21 protein-coding genes and 2 pseudogenes are annotated in these 17,813 nt (G+C 59.4%); 10 read left to right on the plus strand and 13 right to left on the minus strand.

The annotated features are described in order from the left end of the window. Positions 1–44 precede the first annotated feature (44 nt). The 5 genes from JWR98_RS13495 to JWR98_RS13515 form a co-directional block, all read right to left on the minus strand. Positions 45–290: a hypothetical protein gene (locus JWR98_RS13495; protein WP_205490277.1), complete on the minus strand. Its 246-nt coding sequence runs from the start codon at positions 288–290 to the stop codon at positions 45–47. Between the two features lie 18 nt (positions 291–308). Then, entirely contained in the window at positions 309–539 is a 231-nt protein-coding gene (locus JWR98_RS13500) for a helix-turn-helix transcriptional regulator (RefSeq protein ID WP_205490279.1), read from the minus strand. A 49-nt stretch (positions 540–588) separates the two neighbouring features. Further along, complete coding sequence (locus JWR98_RS13505; RefSeq protein WP_205490281.1) at positions 589–834, minus strand: helix-turn-helix transcriptional regulator; 246 nt, start codon at positions 832–834, stop codon at positions 589–591. A gap of 297 nt (positions 835–1,131) precedes the next feature. Continuing rightward, positions 1,132–1,392 (minus strand): hypothetical protein, encoded by a 261-nt coding sequence (locus JWR98_RS13510; RefSeq protein ID WP_205490283.1) that lies wholly within the window; start codon positions 1,390–1,392, stop codon positions 1,132–1,134. A 17-nt stretch (positions 1,393–1,409) separates the two neighbouring features. After that, a complete protein-coding gene (locus tag JWR98_RS13515) occupies positions 1,410–1,628 on the minus strand; it encodes a hypothetical protein (RefSeq protein WP_205490285.1) in 219 nt (72 codons plus the stop codon). A gap of 481 nt (positions 1,629–2,109) precedes the next feature. On the opposite strand from JWR98_RS13515, the gene JWR98_RS29785 reads away from it, so the two are divergent. The 3 genes from JWR98_RS29785 (at position 2,110) to JWR98_RS13530 (ending at position 3,432) form a co-directional block, all read left to right on the plus strand. Next, positions 2,110–2,499, plus strand: coding sequence for a hypothetical protein (locus JWR98_RS29785; RefSeq protein WP_205490287.1), 390 nt, complete (start codon positions 2,110–2,112; stop codon positions 2,497–2,499). Between the two features lie 31 nt (positions 2,500–2,530). Continuing rightward, entirely contained in the window at positions 2,531–2,902 is a 372-nt protein-coding gene (locus tag JWR98_RS13525; RefSeq protein WP_205490289.1) for a hypothetical protein, read from the plus strand. A 230-nt stretch (positions 2,903–3,132) separates the two neighbouring features. Further along, entirely contained in the window at positions 3,133–3,432 is a 300-nt protein-coding gene (locus JWR98_RS13530; protein ID WP_225908700.1) for a hypothetical protein, read from the plus strand. 54 nt (positions 3,433–3,486) lie between these two features. Here the strand turns inward: JWR98_RS13530 and JWR98_RS13535 are convergent. The 5 genes and pseudogenes from JWR98_RS13535 to JWR98_RS13555 form a co-directional block, all read right to left on the minus strand. After that, positions 3,487–3,812 (minus strand): annotated as a pseudogene (locus JWR98_RS13535) (DUF2388 domain-containing protein). Between the two features lie 103 nt (positions 3,813–3,915). Next, on the minus strand, positions 3,916–4,458 hold the full coding sequence (locus tag JWR98_RS13540) for a hypothetical protein (RefSeq protein WP_205490291.1): 543 nt from the start codon (positions 4,456–4,458) through the stop codon (positions 3,916–3,918). Next, positions 4,458–4,781 carry a zinc ribbon domain-containing protein gene (locus JWR98_RS13545; RefSeq protein WP_205490293.1) on the minus strand — a complete coding sequence of 108 codons (324 nt, stop codon included), beginning with the start codon at positions 4,779–4,781 and terminating at the stop codon, positions 4,458–4,460. The genes JWR98_RS13540 and JWR98_RS13545 overlap by 1 nt, the downstream gene beginning before the upstream one ends. A gap of 58 nt (positions 4,782–4,839) precedes the next feature. Next, positions 4,840–5,079 carry a hypothetical protein gene (locus JWR98_RS13550; RefSeq protein WP_205490295.1) on the minus strand — a complete coding sequence of 80 codons (240 nt, stop codon included), beginning with the start codon at positions 5,077–5,079 and terminating at the stop codon, positions 4,840–4,842. A gap of 2 nt (positions 5,080–5,081) precedes the next feature. Beyond that, positions 5,082–5,381 (minus strand): hypothetical protein, encoded by a 300-nt coding sequence (locus JWR98_RS13555; RefSeq protein ID WP_205490297.1) that lies wholly within the window; start codon positions 5,379–5,381, stop codon positions 5,082–5,084. A 474-nt stretch (positions 5,382–5,855) separates the two neighbouring features. On the opposite strand from JWR98_RS13555, the gene JWR98_RS13560 reads away from it, so the two are divergent. Then, positions 5,856–6,161 (plus strand): DUF6388 family protein, encoded by a 306-nt coding sequence (locus JWR98_RS13560; RefSeq protein ID WP_078731521.1) that lies wholly within the window; start codon positions 5,856–5,858, stop codon positions 6,159–6,161. 70 nt (positions 6,162–6,231) lie between these two features. On the opposite strand, the gene nadC is transcribed toward JWR98_RS13560, so the two are convergent. Next, on the minus strand, positions 6,232–7,080 hold the full coding sequence (nadC, locus tag JWR98_RS13565; protein WP_078731522.1) for a carboxylating nicotinate-nucleotide diphosphorylase: 849 nt from the start codon (positions 7,078–7,080) through the stop codon (positions 6,232–6,234). 243 nt (positions 7,081–7,323) lie between these two features. Between nadC and JWR98_RS13570 the strand changes: the two genes are divergently transcribed. The 5 genes from JWR98_RS13570 (at position 7,324) to JWR98_RS13590 (ending at position 13,700) form a co-directional block, all read left to right on the plus strand. Beyond that, on the plus strand, positions 7,324–9,474 hold the full coding sequence (locus tag JWR98_RS13570; protein WP_205490298.1) for a DUF1631 domain-containing protein: 2,151 nt from the start codon (positions 7,324–7,326) through the stop codon (positions 9,472–9,474). Between the two features lie 61 nt (positions 9,475–9,535). Next, on the plus strand, positions 9,536–10,099 hold the full coding sequence (ampD, locus tag JWR98_RS13575) for a 1,6-anhydro-N-acetylmuramyl-L-alanine amidase AmpD (RefSeq protein ID WP_078731524.1): 564 nt from the start codon (positions 9,536–9,538) through the stop codon (positions 10,097–10,099). Then, positions 10,096–10,932 (plus strand): regulatory signaling modulator protein AmpE, encoded by an 837-nt coding sequence (gene ampE, locus JWR98_RS13580; RefSeq protein WP_078731525.1) that lies wholly within the window; start codon positions 10,096–10,098, stop codon positions 10,930–10,932. Before ampD ends, ampE begins: the two co-directional genes overlap by 4 nt. A 1,504-nt stretch (positions 10,933–12,436) precedes the next feature. Continuing rightward, entirely contained in the window at positions 12,437–13,141 is a 705-nt protein-coding gene (locus JWR98_RS30205; RefSeq protein WP_425273183.1) for a methyl-accepting chemotaxis protein, read from the plus strand. A gap of 127 nt (positions 13,142–13,268) precedes the next feature. Beyond that, a complete protein-coding gene (locus tag JWR98_RS13590; RefSeq protein WP_078731527.1) occupies positions 13,269–13,700 on the plus strand; it encodes a hypothetical protein in 432 nt (143 codons plus the stop codon). Here JWR98_RS13590 and JWR98_RS13595 read toward each other — a convergent pair. Both JWR98_RS13595 and cra read right to left on the minus strand, forming a co-directional pair. Beyond that, positions 13,647–14,422: pseudogene (locus tag JWR98_RS13595) on the minus strand (TatD family hydrolase). The gene JWR98_RS13590 and the pseudogene JWR98_RS13595 sit on opposite strands and share 54 nt — an antisense overlap. A 2-nt stretch (positions 14,423–14,424) precedes the next feature. Continuing rightward, the gene (gene cra, locus JWR98_RS13600; protein ID WP_078731529.1) at positions 14,425–15,420 is read right to left on the minus strand and encodes a catabolite repressor/activator; all 996 of its coding nucleotides are present in this window, start codon (positions 15,418–15,420) and stop codon (positions 14,425–14,427) included. Between the two features lie 293 nt (positions 15,421–15,713). On the opposite strand from cra, the gene fruB reads away from it, so the two are divergent. Next, positions 15,714–17,813, plus strand: a 2,100-nt coding sequence (fruB, locus tag JWR98_RS13605; RefSeq protein ID WP_205490299.1) for a fused PTS fructose transporter subunit IIA/HPr protein, incomplete at its 3' end; no start/stop codon positions are given.

Here is a 17,813-nt window from a genome sequence, read left to right on the forward strand (position 1 = left end):
CAATCCCTGACCACATCATTAATTTTGTATTAGTATATTGCATTCTATTTGCCGCTTACTTTCGCCGCAAAGTTTGTCCTTTGCTGGGTTGTCATGCCTTCCCTGAGCGCGCTGAGGTAGTCGGCATACCACTGCACCATCTTCTGGCGCTGGGGCAGATAGGTCGCCTTGTCGTACACGCCCTTGAGCCCAGGCTTTTTATGGGCCAGGTGCATATCGCGCCAATCCTCATTCCAGCCAAACTCGGACAGCAGCGTTTCGCACGTATGCCGGCTGCCGCGATCTGTCATTCGGCATTTGTTCTCTGTTTATTGACCAGCTCCGCCTGGCTGTTTTCGAGCTGCCTTCTTATCGGCAATCCACTGTTCGACCTCAACCGGGTCGAAGCGGCAGCGTGCACCCCGCGCGTCACTGCTCTTGATCGGCGCCGGGAATGTCTTGTCGCGTACGCGCAGCTTGTTCAGCCCGGAAACGCTTTTCATGCCGAGCATCTTAATGACTTCTGCATTGCCCACCAGGGCGGTACGTTGTTGTTCCATTGGTATGCCTCGCTGGGCTGTTGTCGAGTGGGTTGATTGAGCAGGACGGCTATGAGGCGTCCCTGATAGTCGGAGGTGGGGGCCGGCTGTCTGCCTTTGATTTGATCCAGGCCTCAACTTCGGCTTTCACGAAGTAGGCATGAGCCTGTCGGTGCGGGCCCTCCTTGATCGGAGTGGGGAAGGTCGAGTCCTTGTTGCGGATCCGGTGCAAGGTGGTGCGGCCGATGCCCAGCATCTGCATTATTTCTTTGGAGCCGATCAGAATTCGATTTGTGACCGGACTTTCTTTGGTCATGGAGTTCATCACCTATTCGTCATAGCAACGGAGGTGGGCTTGAAGAGACTAGTTTGTTCTGACTTGTGGCCATTTCCGGAAATCCACGGACTGCGCACTTCAGAGTGATCGTGCTTTCCACCCATGCTTCATACCCGCGCACGTCGATCAACACCCTACCATCCGGAGCATGTCGCCAGACTAGGTTTTTGGTCCAAGTCCCATCAGACATCTTGGCTCTGATTGCAGCCTCGGTATAACCGCTCTCGGCCGAAAACCGCCTCACCGTTTTGTAATTGACCATATCGGTACTCCTGATCAATGGCCGATGCTTTTCAGGGTAGGCGGCACCTGACGCTTTCTTCCAGGCCTTTTGGGCTTGGTCTGGATATTGCCATCCCTACAATCGATTATGAACTGCATGACATCCGTTTTAAGCCAGCAAATTCTGTTGCCCATTTTGAAACTTTTAGGGAGCCAAGCAGCATCAGTTTGAAGCCCACTTCTAATCGAAGATTCAGATCGGCCAAGCATCTTGGCCAAATCAGGTACGTAGAGAATTTCGGTTAGATCGCTCATATGCCCTCCTGCAGTTCCTAGCTTTCAGTGTTCCGCCGTAGTCGCGCCAAGCCTTGCTTGATGTGCCCGGCGTTCTCGCTGATCGTCTCCAGCGCTCCGCGGATGTTCTCTCCTATGTTTGTGGTGTCGCTGTCTTCCGCCCACAAAGTCAGTTCCATGATGGCTGCTTCAAGGGCAAGCTGATTTTCGTAGATGCGTTCGAGCGTGTCTGGGAGGGAGTATTCGGGGGAGGGCATCGCTTGGTCTCCAGTAGCGGGAATGGAAAGCATAGCCGCGAGCAAAAAAATGGCCCGTTTATGTGCGGACCTAATGGGAGTTCTTCAAAGGAGTATGGCGACCTTACCCACAGCCGTGTAAATGCCAGGTGAAAAGGATGTCGCAAAAGCAGAAAAGCCCGCACGCGGCGGGCTCTCTGTAACACTTGGGGCGCTGATCCCTCAGCACAGCCAGTTCCCAATTTCTAGGATTACCGACTCAATGGTGGCGGTTTGGCTCGTTGAGCGAGATAGGCTGCTGTTACGAGCGTCTATCAGCTTTTGACATGCCAATAAAGATTTCTTGTTCAGCAAACAGACAGGATTTTCCATTGCAACAAAATATTTCTTAACTAGCTTGAAATACGGGACACCTAGCCCCCTGTCGCGCTAATTCTCATAGTAGCGATGCGACATTAAATTATCCGGGCCCCGTTTTGGCCCGTCTAATAGGAGAGCAACAATGAAAATTGTAACCAGCGCAATTGCTATAAGCATGGCGTTCGCAGCGTGCTCATCTGTTTACGCTTCTCAAATCAAAGCCCCTATTGGCCACGAACCCAACAGTCACGTAATCGCCGACTCACCACCGCTACTGCAACTGGCGGGAAATGGTGGATCAGGCGGTAATGGTGGAGCTGGAGGAAGTAACGGCGGTCAAGGCGGCGCGGGTGGTAACGGTGGTGCTGGCGGTAGTGATGGTAACGGCAGTGGCAACGGTAACGGCAGCGGTAATGGCAACGGTACCGGCAACGGGAATGGAAACGGCGGGGGAGTAGGAGGAAGCGGTGGTGACGGAGGGAATGGTGGTGGAGGTGGCGATGGCGGCGGTGATGGCGGCGGCGGCGATTGAAACCTGATCTTTAACCTTCGAGGATTACCCCATGAAGAAGTTGATCATCTTTCCTTTGTGCAGCGTGATCGCTGTTTTACTGACGCATTCAAATTTCGCGGCGGCTTTTGAAGGTCCAACCATTAAAATGCCTCCTTCAGTTACGGCTGTCGCTTCCAATGATACGCCCATTAATGGGCACTCAGACTCCGCCGTCAAAGGAGGACACGGCGGCAAAGGTGGAAATGGTGGTGCCGGAGGAGCCGGTGGTGCTGGAGGCAGCGGAGCTCAACCCGGCAAAGGGGGCTCTGGAGGCAAGGGTGGTGCGGCCGGCCCTGGCGGTACACCAGGCGCCGACGGCGCCCCGGGCGCTGACGGTGCACGGGTCCCCAGCGATCCGCCTGATAAAAAATCAAGCACCTGACTGCTTGCAGTAAATAGTTGGAAGAGAGGGTTGGCTCTCTTCCAACTTATTTGTGATTGAAAGAGGTGGTGTTATGCGCAAACTCTTTGTTGTTTCCTCGATATTTTTTGTAGGAATGATGAGCGTAGGTTCTGCGTCGGCAAGTTGGCTGTCATCGAAACAGATCAGTTGTAACCAGAATATTTATAGTTGTGTTGACGCAAGTCTGGACAGCGCGAGCGCAGGTGCAAATGGAGGGCCTGGCCAGAATGGTAGCCCGGGTGCCGCAGGCGGTCCTGGGCAAAATGGCGGACGTGGAGGCGACGGAGGTGCTGGAGTCAACGGCGGGCCCGGTGGAAACGGAGGCGCCGGCGGTGCTGGTGGGTCAGGTGCCTCTGGCGGAGATGGTGGAAACGGTGGAGCTGGAAGCGGCGGTTCTTCAGGTGGTAATGGCGGCGATGGCGGAGCAGGAGGCGACGGAGGAAATGGCGGGAACGGCGGTGATGGTGGTGACGGATAAAATGCCTTCATCAGGACTCGTGGCCCGATAGCTTGTCAGAACGGAAACAAAAAGCGCGGCGCCGGGTACAGCTAGGAAGTGGCTGTCAGAGGGAAGTTGCGATCGCCAGGGCCAGTTGCCTGTCTGACATCAGCGGCGGTGCGCTGGTCGAGCGGTAGTACCTGGAGGCCTGCTCAAACTGGTGCCGCGAATCTCTCCATCCGAACCAATGAACGCCAGGGCGTCGGTCTTGGCCGATTTGAAAATCTTAGGCGGCTCGGTCGTGAGAGATGTAGTCGCCCCAATTAAAATGGTTGGCGCGGAGATTGTGAGAAATATCGCGGCAGCGATAGGGTTAGCGCCATCACCTGATACGGCCTGCCTGCTGACCGATGCCAGTAGGGCGATCGCCAGTGTCTTCCATGAGTCCATTCTTCGATGCTTCCAGTGCGTCCAGGGAGCGCCACAATAGCAGAGCAGGGCGCTTGCCAGAAACAAGAAGCCCGGCGCTAGGCCGGGCTTAATGTGAGTAAAGCTATTTTTTTTGGAGGGTCTTTATCGCTTCTGCTGTGGAGCCCTGCGCCTCGTAAATCTTCATGAGTTGAGCGGTGACAGCCTCGCTGTTTACGTTAGCCTGCTGGCGATCGGCCTCCCGCTCAGCCTTCAATTCAGCGATGAGCTTCTTCAAATCGTCGTCAAAAGAAGTTCGATCAGCGCGCATGTCTGTACGCATGCCACCCAACTCGGTAAGCAGCGACTTGTGCGAATCCCAGGCAAAATAATACGACCCACCGAGAATTGCCAGGGCCGCCAAGGCCAGCTGCCACCCCTCGACGCTAATATTTACGCTTTTCGCTTGAGCGCTCACAATCTCACCTTCGGTAAAAATATAATTGCCGAGAGTCATAGTGCTATCACTGTAGACCCCTAACGGCAAGGATGATTCAGAAAGGATAGAAGGGTCGGTGTTGTCCACGTAAAAAAATGCGTCTACCGGCTTGGTCGTCGCGCTGGATAACGTAGATACCTGATCCTCCATGAAATCATAGAGATCAAAAGATAAGCAAGCCGCCTGCATCACTCATCCTTGTTCATGGCTGCCAAAACGCTCTGGCAGTTGAATAGAGCCGTGTATCCACAGCGCTTGCATGACCCGATAAAAAACCAAACGCCTAAATGCTGGACATTAGGAACTGTGGCCGCCACCACTCCAGCAATCCCACCGCCAGAAGGCGCAGAGATTATGCTGTATTCGCCAACTTGGCAAAAGGTGCACTTGTTGTCAGGGGCGACCCCGTTGAGAAAATCAGCCAGTACAGATCCAGGTATTTGAAATGCTTTATTTTGATCAGGCTCTACTGCAGACCCGGCAGAGCCAGGTGCGTCATCATTACTACTCATGGCGACTCCATTCGATTATTTTTAAACTTAAAGCATCCCGCCGCACCAGACGACGCGCCTATGCAAGCTTACGTCGATTTATCTGTCCTACATTCACCTCATTTACATAACCCGCCATTTGGTCCTCGACCGCCTGAAACCTGGTCGCGATCCTGATCAGCTCCTTGGCGTCATCCTCCTGGCCAGCCTCGGATAGCTTTACGGCAGCCTGCATCAGATCAACGCCCGACCACTTGAGCAGGGCTGCGGCTTCTTTCAGATCGCGGCGCAGCTGCTGGTTGGGTTTGGTGAGGGGCATGTTCAGGTGTCTCGTTTCGCTTCGCCAGTCAAAATCCACTGCACGAGCCGGCCGGTTACCTTGTCATACAGAACTGACAAGAAAATCCCAATTATCACCAGGTAACTACCGTAAAAGGCTGCCGGGTACTCCTTTACGCGATATTTATTCCAGCGGATCACATCTAGCCACCGCTCAAAAAATCGGTCCGGACTCAGGTAGCGCCCGCCCATATCGTAAAGACCGATCGACAGGATAATGAGGCCGACGAGCAGCAGAACAAGACCTATACGCTTTGTGACGCTATTCGTGAATTGTTCCACGCCGACCTCCTGTCAGACTTAATGCCAGCAGGCATAGGTAGAGCTTGTCTTTGATCAGTCATTTCTGCAAGTCAGCAAAAAGATACAGGCAAAATTACGTTGCCACAGATTAGAGGCGCCAGTGCACTACAGATCGTTCTCCGCTCACGATCTGGTGGGTGGCGATCTTCCGGCAGAGTGCCTATTATCGTTTGGCAACCTTGGCTCCTGCGGTCCAGCGGAACCAAAAAAGTACACTGGCTAGTACAGCGGTTTAGCAAAGGCCCGGACAGGACAAGTAAAAACAGGTGGATTATCACCAAATACGATTCCTGTCTCGGGCACAAAAGCAACACCGCTACAAAGGCAACGTTTTCAGATGATCCCAGAATGGTTCTGAAGGCCAGACGAGCCGGCACATGTGCCTGTTCTTTTGTATCTGCGCAACCTTGATGACCCAGATGCATCCCCATTCCTCGATCTAAGAGAACAGACATGACCCCTACAGAGATGACCCAGGACGCTCGGCACGAAGAAGCGCTCAAGAAGTACGTTGAGGACACGCCGCAGCTTAAAGAAGAGATCAAGGACCTGAGCGCCGATGATCAGCGCGACCAGATCCAGTGGGCATTCGAGGACGAGGCCGAGAGCCAGGGATTCCAGCCTTGGGAACTGACCCTCAAATACACCTCGACCCCGGAAGAGTTCGAAGCAGCACGTCTGGCCCTGCACAAGGAGGCGGCCGAGGTGCTGGGTGTTGAATGGGATGAATATTGCGAGATGAATAACCTGGTCGTCTGACGCAGACGTATGTCGTAGTGAGCGGGCTTGTCGAATCGTCGCACCGCCCGCTCACTACAACGATCAGCCCTCAGATACTGAGGCGCATCGACAAATCCACTGCCTTCACATCCTTGGTCATCGCGCCGATGGAGATGTAGTCCACACCGGTTTCAGCGATGGGCAGCAGGGTGCTTTCATTGATTCCGCCGCTGGCCTCCAGCTTCGCCTTGCCGCCGTTCAGGCGCACGGCTTCACGCATATCTTCCAGGCTCAACTCATCGAGCATGATGATATCGGCGCCCGCCGCCAGGGCTTCGCGCAGTTCATCCAGGCTTTCCACTTCGATTTCCACCGGTTTACCGGGGGCAATTTTGTGCGCGGCGGTGATGGCCTGGGCAATACCGCCGCAGGCGGCGATATGGTTTTCCTTGATCAGGAACGCGTCATACAAACCGATGCGATGGTTGTGGCAGTCACCGCAGGTCACTGCATATTTCTGCGCCAGACGCAGGCCCGGCAAGGTTTTGCGGGTGTCCAGCAGCTTGACCTGGGTGCTGGCGACGAGATCCGCCAGGAATTGCGCGCGTGTGGCCACCCCCGACAACAGTTGCAGGAAATTCAGCGCCGAACGTTCGCCGCTGAGCAGCGAGCGCGCCGGGCCTTCGAGGTGGAACAGTGCCTGGTTGGGGCTGACACGCTCGCCATCGGTGACCTGCCAATGCACGGCGACGCGCGGGTCCAGCTGGCGAAATACCGCATCCACCCAGGCCGTACCGGCGATAACCGCGGCATCGCGGGTAATGATAGTGGCCGTGGCCAGCCGTTCGGCCGGGATCAACTGGGCGGTGATGTCGCCGCTGCCGATGTCTTCCAGCAGTGCACGGCGCACGTTGGCTTCGATTTCGGCGGTGAGGTCGGCAAGACGGAGATTCGGCATAACAGGCTCCACAAACAAAGTGCCCCGATTATAGGGGCAGTGTGCGTTCGAACCCAGCGACCCGCTCATTTACCGGCACATAACAGAGTTTACTGGCGTAAGCCCCTCCAATTGCCAGATAATCCTGCGCCTTGCAATTGGCGTCATAGCTTTGACGTCGTGGTGATAACCGGTGTTCCACAGGGCCTGACCCGCCTGTGCCCGATCTCTCCCCAGCCGATACCGCCGTTTCAGGAGGCCAGGATGCACAATGACGGAAAGGTGCTGCCCTTCAACAAGGCCTACGCCACGCCATCGCCGCTCGCGCGTCTGCCGGTGGTGTTGCTGCAGGTTCGCGACAAGGCTGCACAGCAGTTGCAGCAAGGGCTGCAGGACCTGTTCGATAACGCCGACGACACCTTGTTTGAAATGGCCGACAGGGCCCGCAACGACGTCGACCATCATATTTTCTTTGAAGCCATGCGTGACCTGCGCCTCAAACGCAAGAATTTCGAGCGCGTGTTCATGGAGCAATTGTTCGAAGCCTTTTCCGGCCTGGGCCATGCGGGGCGGGGTGACCGGCAACTGTTGCCGGTGGTGTCCTATGACACAGCCTCGGGCGCGTCCAGGGATGATCAGGAAAAAACCGTGGCACTTGAGGCCATGCTGGGCCGTGTGCATAACCGTGATGGTCTTGCCCTGTCGCAGCTCACCGCACGCTTGAGCGCGGTGCTGGGCAAGCATCTGGATGAGCATGAGAACCCCCTGAGCCCGGCGCTGCTGTGTGAGTTTTTCCTGCGCGCGGGCCGCAGCCTCGGGGTGGAAATCCGCGTCAAGCTGATCATGCTCAAGCTGTTTGAAAAGTACGTACTCAGTGACGCCGACCAACTGTACGGCGAAGCCAATCAATTGCTGATCGCCACAGGCGTGTTGCCCGAACTCAAGGCGGTGCCTTCCCGTCGTCCCGGTGGGCATGATGGACGTGCCTGTCAGCGCGAGCCGGCACTGCCGCCCGCCGACCCGCCCATTGACGAAACCGGCCAGGAAGCCTTCGCGGCTTTGCAGCAATTGCTGATCGCCGTGCGCGGCAGTGTGGCGCCGACCCTGGAGGCCAGTGCCGAACCCGTGCCGATTGCCACCCGTGACCTGCTGCGTCTGCTGTCGCATCTGCAGCAGTACGTGCCGGAGCCGCAAGCCGAGGACGATTTCGACCTGCGCAACCAGCTGGAGCAGTTACTGACGCGTGTCAGCGTCAAGAGTGGCAGGTCACGGGTGGTGGAAGTTGCGCACGAGGATATGATCAACCTGGTCGCCCTGCTGTTTGAATTCATCCTCAATGACCGCAGCGTGCCGGACGCCTTCAAGGCGTTGATCGCACGTTTGCAGATACCCATGCTGAAAGTGGCGGTGCTGGACAAGAGTGTTTTCAGCCGCGCCAGCCATCCGGCGCGGCGCCTGTTGAATGAAATCGCAGCGGCGGGCCTGGGCTGGAGCTCCAGGGATGATTGTTCGCGTGACAGCCTGTATGTGCGCATCGAGCAGGTGGTGCAGCGCTTGCTCAACGAATTCATCGAAGATCCGGCGATTTTTTCTCAGTTGCTCACCGAGTTCAGCGCGTTTACCGCCGATGAGTGGCGCCGCAGCGAGTTGCTGGAACAACACACCCGCGACGCCGAGCATGGCCGCATGCGCACCGAAGCGGCCCGTCAGCGGGTCGCCGATGTGCTCAATCAACGGTTGTTGGGCAAGGTATTGCCGGTAGCGGTCGTGCAGTTCCTGCAACAGGCCTGGAGCCAGGTGATGTTGTTGGCCAGCCTCAAGCATGGTGAGCAATCGGTGCAATGGCAGGCTGCGCTGCGCACCATGGACGAGTTGGTCTGGAGCGTCGGCCTGCCGGACGATACCGAGGCGGGTCGGCACCTGATGGAGCAATTGCCGGGCTTGCTCAAGGCCTTGCGTGACGGTTTGACCAGTGCCGCCTTCGACCCCTTCAGCACGCGCGATTTCTTTGTTCGCCTGCAAGCCCTGCATGTCCAGGCGCCCGAAGGCGTGGAGGCGTTAATCGAAGTGCGCGAGCCGTTCGTGCTCAGCACCTTGCCCGCCGATTCAGGCGAACACCTGCCGGCCGACGATCCCGACCTGCTCAAGGTTCACCAATTGCGCATCGGTGGCTGGGTGATGTACCAGCAGGACCAGGCCAACACCCTGCGCTGCAAGTTGACAGCGATCATGGCGCCGGCCGACACCTATATATTCGTCAGTCGCACAGGGCTCAAGGTCCTGGAGCAGAGCGCCGCTCAGTTGGCACTGGCGTTCAAGCGCGGCGCGTTGCATACATTGGATGACAGCCCCCTGTTCGAACGGGCGCTGGCCGGCGTGGTGGACAGATTGCAGCAACTCAATCGCGGCAAGTGATCGCAACCACAGGGTCGAACGCGGCATACTGGTCACACTTTGTCTCACTCAGGGAACCTGTATGCAGTTGGACCCCATCAGCGGTTGGTGCCGGGGCATCCGTCATTGCCCCTCGCCCAATTTCAACGAGCGCCCCGCAGGCGAAGTCTCACTGTTGGTGGTGCATAACATCAGCCTGCCACCGGCGCAGTTCGCCACCGGTAAAGTGCAGGAATTTTTCCAGAATCGCCTGGATGTCACGGAACATCCCTACTTTGAAGGGATTGCCGACCTACGGGTATCTGCACATTTTCTGATTGAGCGTGACGGCGCGATGACGCAGTTTGTGTCGTGCCTCGATCGTGCCTGGCATGCCGGGATTTCGTGCTTCGAAGGGCGGGAAACCTGCAATGACTTTTCCCTGGGGATTGAGCTGGAAGGCACGGATGAACTGCCATTCACCGATGCTCAGTATGAGGCGCTGATCGAGTTGACCCGTCAGTTGCTCGGCACCTACCCCGGTATTACCCCGCAACGTATCTGTGGTCACAGCGACATTGCCCCGGGACGCAAGACAGATCCCGGCCCCGCTTTTGATTGGACGCGCTTTCGCAGCGCCCTGCAGGATGGAGGACACGCACGATGAGTTTCCTGGTATTGGTACTGGCCGTGTGGATCGAGAAATTCTCGGCCCTGCGTCAGCGTTTACAACGTGATGGCGGCTGGTTGCGCGAATTGGCCAGGCTGGAATCGAGCCCGCGCATGGGCAAACAGCCATGGCTGATTCTGACCCTGTTGGTGCTGCTGCCGGTGGCGTTGCTGGCGTTGTTGCTCCTGGTGCTGGAGCCGGTGGCGTATGGCTTGTTGGCACTACCGGTGCATCTGTTGGTGGTGATCTACAGCCTGGGGCGCGGCGATCTACTGGCCGGGCTGGGTCCGTTTCGCGATGCATGGCGGCGTGGTGACTTGCAGGCCGCCGAGCATGTGGCCGAGCGCGATCTGGCGCTCGGTGCGGACAGCGGCGAGCAGTTGCTGGAACGCGTTCAGGGCCACCTGTTGTGGCAGGCGTACCAGAGTTTTTTCGCGGTGATTTTCTGGTACTTCCTGTTGGGTCCCGTCGCCGCCCTGGCTTACCGCCTGTTGGCGCTGGCCAGTGAGCACAGTCGCAACCCGTTGGTGGCCGAGCGCGCCGGGCAACTGCGACATGCCTTCGATTGGTTGCCGGTTCGCTTGCTGGCGGCCAGCTTTGCGCTGGTGGGCAACTTTGTTGCGGTCAGCCGCGTGATGCTTCATGAGTTGCTGAGCTGGGACATCAGCGCGGCTCAACTGGTGGAAAAGGTCGGCTTGGTGGCCGCCGAAATTCCGGCTCCGGTGGTGGGGGCCGACGGTATCAGCAGCCTCGATCGCCTATGGGAACTGCTGCTGCGCGCGGCGGTGCTGTGGTACGCCGGGTTTGCCATCTGGACCGTGTTGCCTTGACCCTTGTCATCAGCGGGCTTGCCCCGCGCCGGCTGCGTAGCAGCCCTTGGACTCCCCGCTCGTTAACCTTAAGTTACAAAACTCCCCTTCAAATTGAGCTATACAGGCAGAGCGCCAAATAGTGGCTTTGTGCCGCCGCCCTGCGCCTCAATAAAAATAAAAATAAGGGAGTTCACCTGTGAAGAGCTTGCTCTATCCCGCTGTCGCATTGATGAATCGCCTGACCTTCGGCATGAAGTTCAGCCTGATCAGCGTGCTGTTCCTGCTGCCGATGCTGGCGACCAACTATTACCTGGTGCGCGATTCCTGGCGTGAATTCCAAGGCACCCGAGTCGAGCTGCAAAGCCTCGACCTGCTTGGCGGCAGCCTGGCGTTGCGTCGTGATCTGGAAACCCTCAACAACCAGGTACAGATCAACGCAACCCTCGGCCAATCGGGCAAGGCCGGTGACCTGGAGAGCCAGATCGACACCCTCGAACAGAGTCTGCTCAGTCGCTTGCAAGCCCTCAACGCAGTGGCCGGCGAGCCTGAGCAAATAGTCGTTTTCGAAGGCAAGCGCGACGAACTGATCGCCGCCTTTACGGCCCAGCAACAGGAAACCTCGTTGATGAGTAAAAGCGCGCTGATCGGCAAACTGCTGAACAAGGCGCAAATGCTCAGCCAGATCGTCGCCAGCCAATCCGGCCTGAGCCGCGATTCCCAGAGCGACCTGCGCCAGCTCAGTGAGCTGATCACCAATGTCACCCCGCAAGTCACCCAGACTTTGGGCGAAGGTCGTGCGATGGGCGCGTATTCCCTGGGCCAGGGTTTCCTCAACTCATCGTCCAGTACCCGTTTTGATGAATTGTTGCAGCAGCTGGAAAAACTCCACGCCGAATACGCCTTGAAGTTGCAGGACGCCCTGGGTTCCAGCAGCGCCGCACATGCCGCCCTCGATGGCCTGGCCAAGGCCAGCAATGCGAGCCTCAAGCAAGGCAGCGCAGTTTTTGAAGAGCAGGTGGTGATGGCCGAAACTCTCGACGCGCCCTGGCCGGCCTTCTACGACGAGGTCAGTCAATTGATGGCCACGACCTATGAACTCGATGCAGCCACGCTGGCCTTCCTGGGCCAGCAACTGGAGCAGCGGCTGGCACAGAACCGCACGCACATGCTGGTGCTGATCTCGGGCCTGACGGCGGTGTTCTTGCTGATTTTCTATCTTTACGCCGGTTTCTACGCCTCTACCCGCACCACCCTGCGGCGCCTGGGGGCCATGATGGACAAGGTCGCGGCTGGCGACATGACCGTGACCTTCGTTGCCCGCAGCCGCGATGAACTGGGCGACCTGGGCCAGGTGTTCAACGCCACCGTGGCGAAAATCCACGACTTGATCGAACGTGTCGGGCACACGGTCAGCCAGGTCGAGCGCCAGGCTGGCCAGGTGCAAGCGGTCTCGGCGCAGAGCAACCAGGCGGTGTCCGGTCAGCGCAGCCAGATCGAACAGGTGGCGACCGCCATGAACCAGATGTCGTCGACGGCCCAGGAAGTCGCACGCAATGCCGCGGCGGCGGTCAGCAGCGCCCACAGTGTCAACGATGAGACCGTCAGCGGCCGTAGCCTGGTGCAATCCCAGCAAGGCAGCATTGCGCGGCTGGCCTTGGAAATCGACCAATCGGTGCGGGTCATCAACCAATTGGCCACCGACAGCCAGGCCATCAGCAGCGTATTGGAGGTGATCAAGAGCATCGCCGAGCAGACCAACCTGCTGGCGCTCAACGCGGCGATCGAAGCGGCTCGCGCCGGTGAGCAGGGGCGCGGTTTTGCGGTGGTGGCCGACGAGGTGCGTACCCTGGCTCGACGGACCCAGCAGTCCACCGAGGAAATCGAACAGATGATCAGCCGTCTGCACGACGGGGTGGCGGCGGCGGTCACCGCCATGGGCTCCAGCCATGCAATGGCGAATGGCACCGTGGGCCAGTCGGAACAGGTACAGCAGGCCCTGGAAAACATCCTCGGCGCGGTCGGCATGATCGTTGATCAGAACCAGCAGATCGCCGCCGCCGTGGAACAGCAGACCACGGTCGCCCACGATATCGACCAGAACATCGTCGAAATCAACCGGGCCGGTGAACATGCCGCCGACGGGGCGCATCAGACCGAAGCGGCGAGCCGGCAGTTGTCATTGCAGGTGGTCGAACTGAAGCACTTGATCGGGGCGTTTCGCGTGTAGGACGCGGGAGTAAGAACGGTCTTCGAGCGGTGTGGCGTTTTTCTGTATTTCACGATGTGTCTTTTTTGAACGCATAAGTAGGTGAGAATTTGTTTCACCTTATTAACGGTCCAAGGGAGGCACGACGATGACCGCTGCAATCGGCATCAAAGGGCACTGCGCCCATTGCGACATCACGTTTGTACTCAAACCCTGGCAATTGAATGCCATCGCGATCGAGGAACCCTTCGATTGCCCGTATTGCCAGCAGATCCTGCAGTTGAGCTGCCCGCGACAGATGCGCCAATTCAAGTCGCTGGGCCACTGGGCCCTGGTACGCCCGAGCATGACCATGCTGACCTGTGCGGTGTTGATTGTGGCCCTGGTGGCGGAGTGGCTGGGGCTGATCAGTCTGGTCGGGCAGCTCAATGTGTCGCTGGTGGTGATCCTGATGCACTTTCTAACGCTGCGATATGCCCGTTACCGGCAGCGAATGACGCTGCAACTGCAAATCGCCGCCGCGCCGTTACCAGTTGAACAGCTCGCACGCATTGCGTGTGCTCGCCTCGGCCAGCAGTAGAGGGCTTGTGCCCATGCGCTCGGCCAGGGCGCCGCAAATCGCCGGCAAGTGCTCGGGGCTGTTGCGCTGGCCCGGGTACATGGCGGGGGCCATGTCCGGCGCGTCGGTTTCCAGCACCACGGCGTCCAGCGGCAGGTGCGCCAGTACCTTGTGCATGCGCAGGGCCTGCGGCCAGGTGGCGGCGCGCCCAGGCCGAGCTTGAAGCCCAGCTTGATGTACTCGTGGGCCTCTTCGCGGCTGCCGGCAAAAGCGTGGATGATGCCGCCGCGTGGCAGGCGGATGCGCTTGAGCGTGGCGATGACCGCCGCGTGGCTGCGGCGTACATGCAGCAGCGCCGGGAGCTGGAAATCCACCGCCAGCTGAAGCTGCGCCTCGAACAGTGTTTGCTGGCGTTCGCGGTCCAGCGCCTGCAGGAAATAATCCAGGCCGATTTCGCCGACCGCGCACAGTTGCCGATGGCCATGCAGGCGTGACAGCCAGTCGGCCAACACGGTCAGGTCGGCGGGGCGGTGGTCGTCGAGGTACACCGGATGCAGGCCGAAGGCCGCGAACAAACCTTCGTCGGCCTGAACCAGATCCCACAGCCTCTGCCAATTCTGCTGATACACCCCCAACACCACCATGCGCCGCACGCCCAATTCACGGCTATGGGCGAGGACTTCGCGCCGATCCGTGTCGAAGTCGGCGAAGTCCAGGTGAGTGTGGGTGTCGATCAGCTCCACGCTTACGCCTCGATAATGCGCTGCTTGAAGGTCCGACCGATGGCGTGCACGCCCGGCTGGTACTGCTCTTCTTCAATCGCCGCCAGCGCCAGGCGCAGGGCGGCGTCCGCGATCAACTGGTGTTGCTGGGCCATGGCGTTGACCGGCAGTGGCAAAAAGTCCAGTAACTGGGTGTCACCAAACGTGCCCAGGCGCAGCGGGCGTGATTTGAGCGGATAGTCATGCAGTGCGTCGAACACGCCCTGTAACAACACATAGGACGTGGTCACCAGCGCATCAGGCAGGTGCCCCAGTTGCTGGAGCAATTGCTGCATCAACTGGCGGCCACCCTCGCGACTGAAGGCTTCGGCGTGTTCGACGATGATTTCACCGGTGAATCCCTGCAGCGCTTCGCGAAAACCGGCGGCGCGCTCCTGGCTGATGCTCAACTCGGGCCGTGCGCCGATCAGCACGATCTGCTTGGGCAGCGGTTGCAGCAGGCTGGCCGTCAATTGCTGGCAGGCCTGGCGGTCGTCGCTGACCACCGAGCAGAACTGTTCCGGCGCCATCACCCGGTCGATAGCGATCACCGGCAGGCCCTTGGCTTGCAGCTCGCGGTAACTGTCGTCGGCGGCGGGCAGGCAACTGGCCACGAACAACGCGTCGCAACGCCGGGCGCGGAACAGTTGCAGCAACTGGCGCTCGCTGTCCGCATCGTCGTCGGAACTGGCGATCAACAGCTGATAGCCGCGTGCTCGGGCGCCTTGTTCCAATAGCTTGGCGATACGTGCGTAACTGGGGTTTTCCAGGTCGGGCAGAATAAAGCCCAGGGTGCGCGTATGCCGGCTGCGCAGCCCGGCGGCCTGTGGGTTTGGGGTAAAGCCATGAGCCTCGACAACGGCACGCACCCGCTCGACGGTGGCATTGCTGATGCGTTGCTGTTCGGCCTTGCCGTTGATGACGTAGCTGGCGGTGGTCACGGACACACCGGCGAGACGCGCAATATCACTGAGTTTCAAACCGGGATTTCCTTGTTTTTTAGAGCTTGCCCCGACATTTTGTCCAATCCTAACCGATTCCAGCCCGGGACCCATGTCCCAGCTCAAGCGCCGAGTGGGTCTTCAAGGATGGCCAATTAACGCGTAATCTGCCATACAATCTAGATTAAACGTTTCAGCAGGCGTATTTTTACGATGTTCGCGACTGAGTGGCTACTGCCAATTGACTGCTCAGTCAGTTATCGCAGAACACCTTTACACTGTTTTATTCAAAACAATACCTAGTGCATCAGCGCACTAACTAGGAGAACGGCATGCTTGAGCTCACCCACGAGCAGATATCCATGGGCCAGGTGGCTGTGGATAAATCTGCTGCCTTGCACTTGCTCGCTGACAAACTGGTGGCCGATGGCCTGGTCGCCGAGGGTTACCTCAGCGGTTTGCAAGCCCGTGAAGCCCAAGGTTCGACCTTTCTCGGCCAAGGTATTGCCATCCCCCACGGCACCCCCGAAACCCGCGACCAGGTGTTCGCCACCGGCGTGCGCCTGCTGCAGTTCCCCGAAGGGGTGGACTGGGGCGACGGCCAGATCGTCTACCTGGCGATCGGCATCGCCGCGCAATCCGATGAACACCTGCGCCTGCTGCAATTGCTCACCCGCGCCCTTGGTGAAACCGACCTGGGCCAGGCGCTGCGCCGTGCCGGCAGTGCCGAAGCCTTGCTGAAACTGCTGCAAGGCGCGCCGCAGGAACTGGCGCTGGATGCGCAGATGATCAGCCTGGGCGTGTCTGCCGACGACTTCGAAGAGCTGGTCTGGAGAGGTGCGCGCCTATTGCGCCAGGCCGACTGCGTGAGCAACGGGTTCGCCGCCGTGTTGCAGCAGGTCGATGCGCTGCCCCTGGGTGATGGCCTGTGGTGGCTGCACAGCGAGCAGACGGTAAAACGTCCGGGCCTGGCGTTCGTGACCCCGGATAAACCGATGCGTTACCTCGGTCAGCCGCTCAATGGTCTGTTCTGCCTGGCGAGCCTGGGGGAGGCCCATCAAGCCCTGCTGGAGCGCCTGTGCGCGTTGCTGATCGAAGGTCGCGGCCAGGAATTGGGCCGTGCCACCAGCAGCCGTGCGGTGCTCGAAGTGCTGGGCGGCGAACTGCCGCCGGACTGGCCGAGTGCCCGTATTACTCTGGCTAACGCCCATGGCCTGCATGCGCGCCCGGCGAAGATCCTCGCGCAATTGGCCAAGAGTTTTGAAGGTGACCTGCGTGTGCGCATCGTCGATGGCCCGGTGGCTGCCGTGTCGGTGAAAAGCCTGAGCAAGCTGCTCAGCCTCGGTGCGCGTCGCGGCCAGGTGCTGGAATTTGTCGCCGAGCCGAGCATCGCCGGCGATGCGCTGCCCGCGCTGTTGGCGGCGGTGCAGGAGGGTCTTGGCGAAGAGGTCGAGGCGTTGCCGACGGCGAGTGCCCAGCCCGAAGTACTCGATATCGAGCCGGTGGTCAGCGCGCCGCCAGCCGGCAGCCAGGTGCAGGCGATTGCGGCCGCGCCGGGTATTGCCATCGGTCCTGCGCACATTCAGATCCAGCAAGTATTCGACTACCCCCTGCGCGGCGAGTCCTCGGCCATTGAGCGCCAGCGCCTGCAAGCCGCCCTGGCGGACGTGCGCCGCGATATCCAGGGCCTGATCGAACGCAACCCGTCCAAGGCGATCCGTGAGATTTTCATCACTCACCAGGAAATGCTCGACGATCCGGAACTGACCGACGAAGTCGACACCCGCCTCAAGCAGGGCGAGAGCGCCGAAGCCGCCTGGATGAGCGTGATCGAAGCCGCCGCCAAGCAGCAGGAGTCATTGCAGGACGCCTTGCTCGCCGAGCGTGCCGCCGACCTGCGGGATATCGGCCGGCGTGTGCTGGCGCAATTATGCGGCGTCGAAAGCGCCCAGGAGCCGAGTGAGCCTTACATCCTGGTGATGGACGAAGTCGGCCCCTCCGATGTCGCGCGCCTGGACCCGACTCGCGTCGCCGGTATCCTCACCGCCCGTGGCGGCGCCACCGCTCACAGCGCCATCGTCGCGCGTGCTCTGGGCATCCCTGCGCTGGTCGGCGCCGGCCCCGGCGTGCTGCTGCTGGCCGCCGGCACGCTGTTGCTGCTCGATGGTCAGCGCGGCCGCCTGCATGTGGACGCCGACGCCGCGACCCTGCATCGCGCCACCGTCGAACGCGACACCCGCGAACAGCGCCTGCAAGCCGCTGCGGCCCAGCGCCACGAACCGGCCGTGACTCGCGACGGCCATGCCGTGGAAGTGTTCGCCAACATCGGCGAAAGCGCCGGTGTGGCGAGTGCGGTGGAGCAGGGCGCCGAAGGCATCGGCCTGCTGCGTACCGAACTGATTTTCATGGCGCATCCCCAAGCGCCGGACGAA

The organism is Pseudomonas lactucae, assembly GCF_016937615.1.
Taxonomy (GTDB): Bacteria; Pseudomonadota; Gammaproteobacteria; order Pseudomonadales; family Pseudomonadaceae; genus Aquipseudomonas; species Aquipseudomonas lactucae.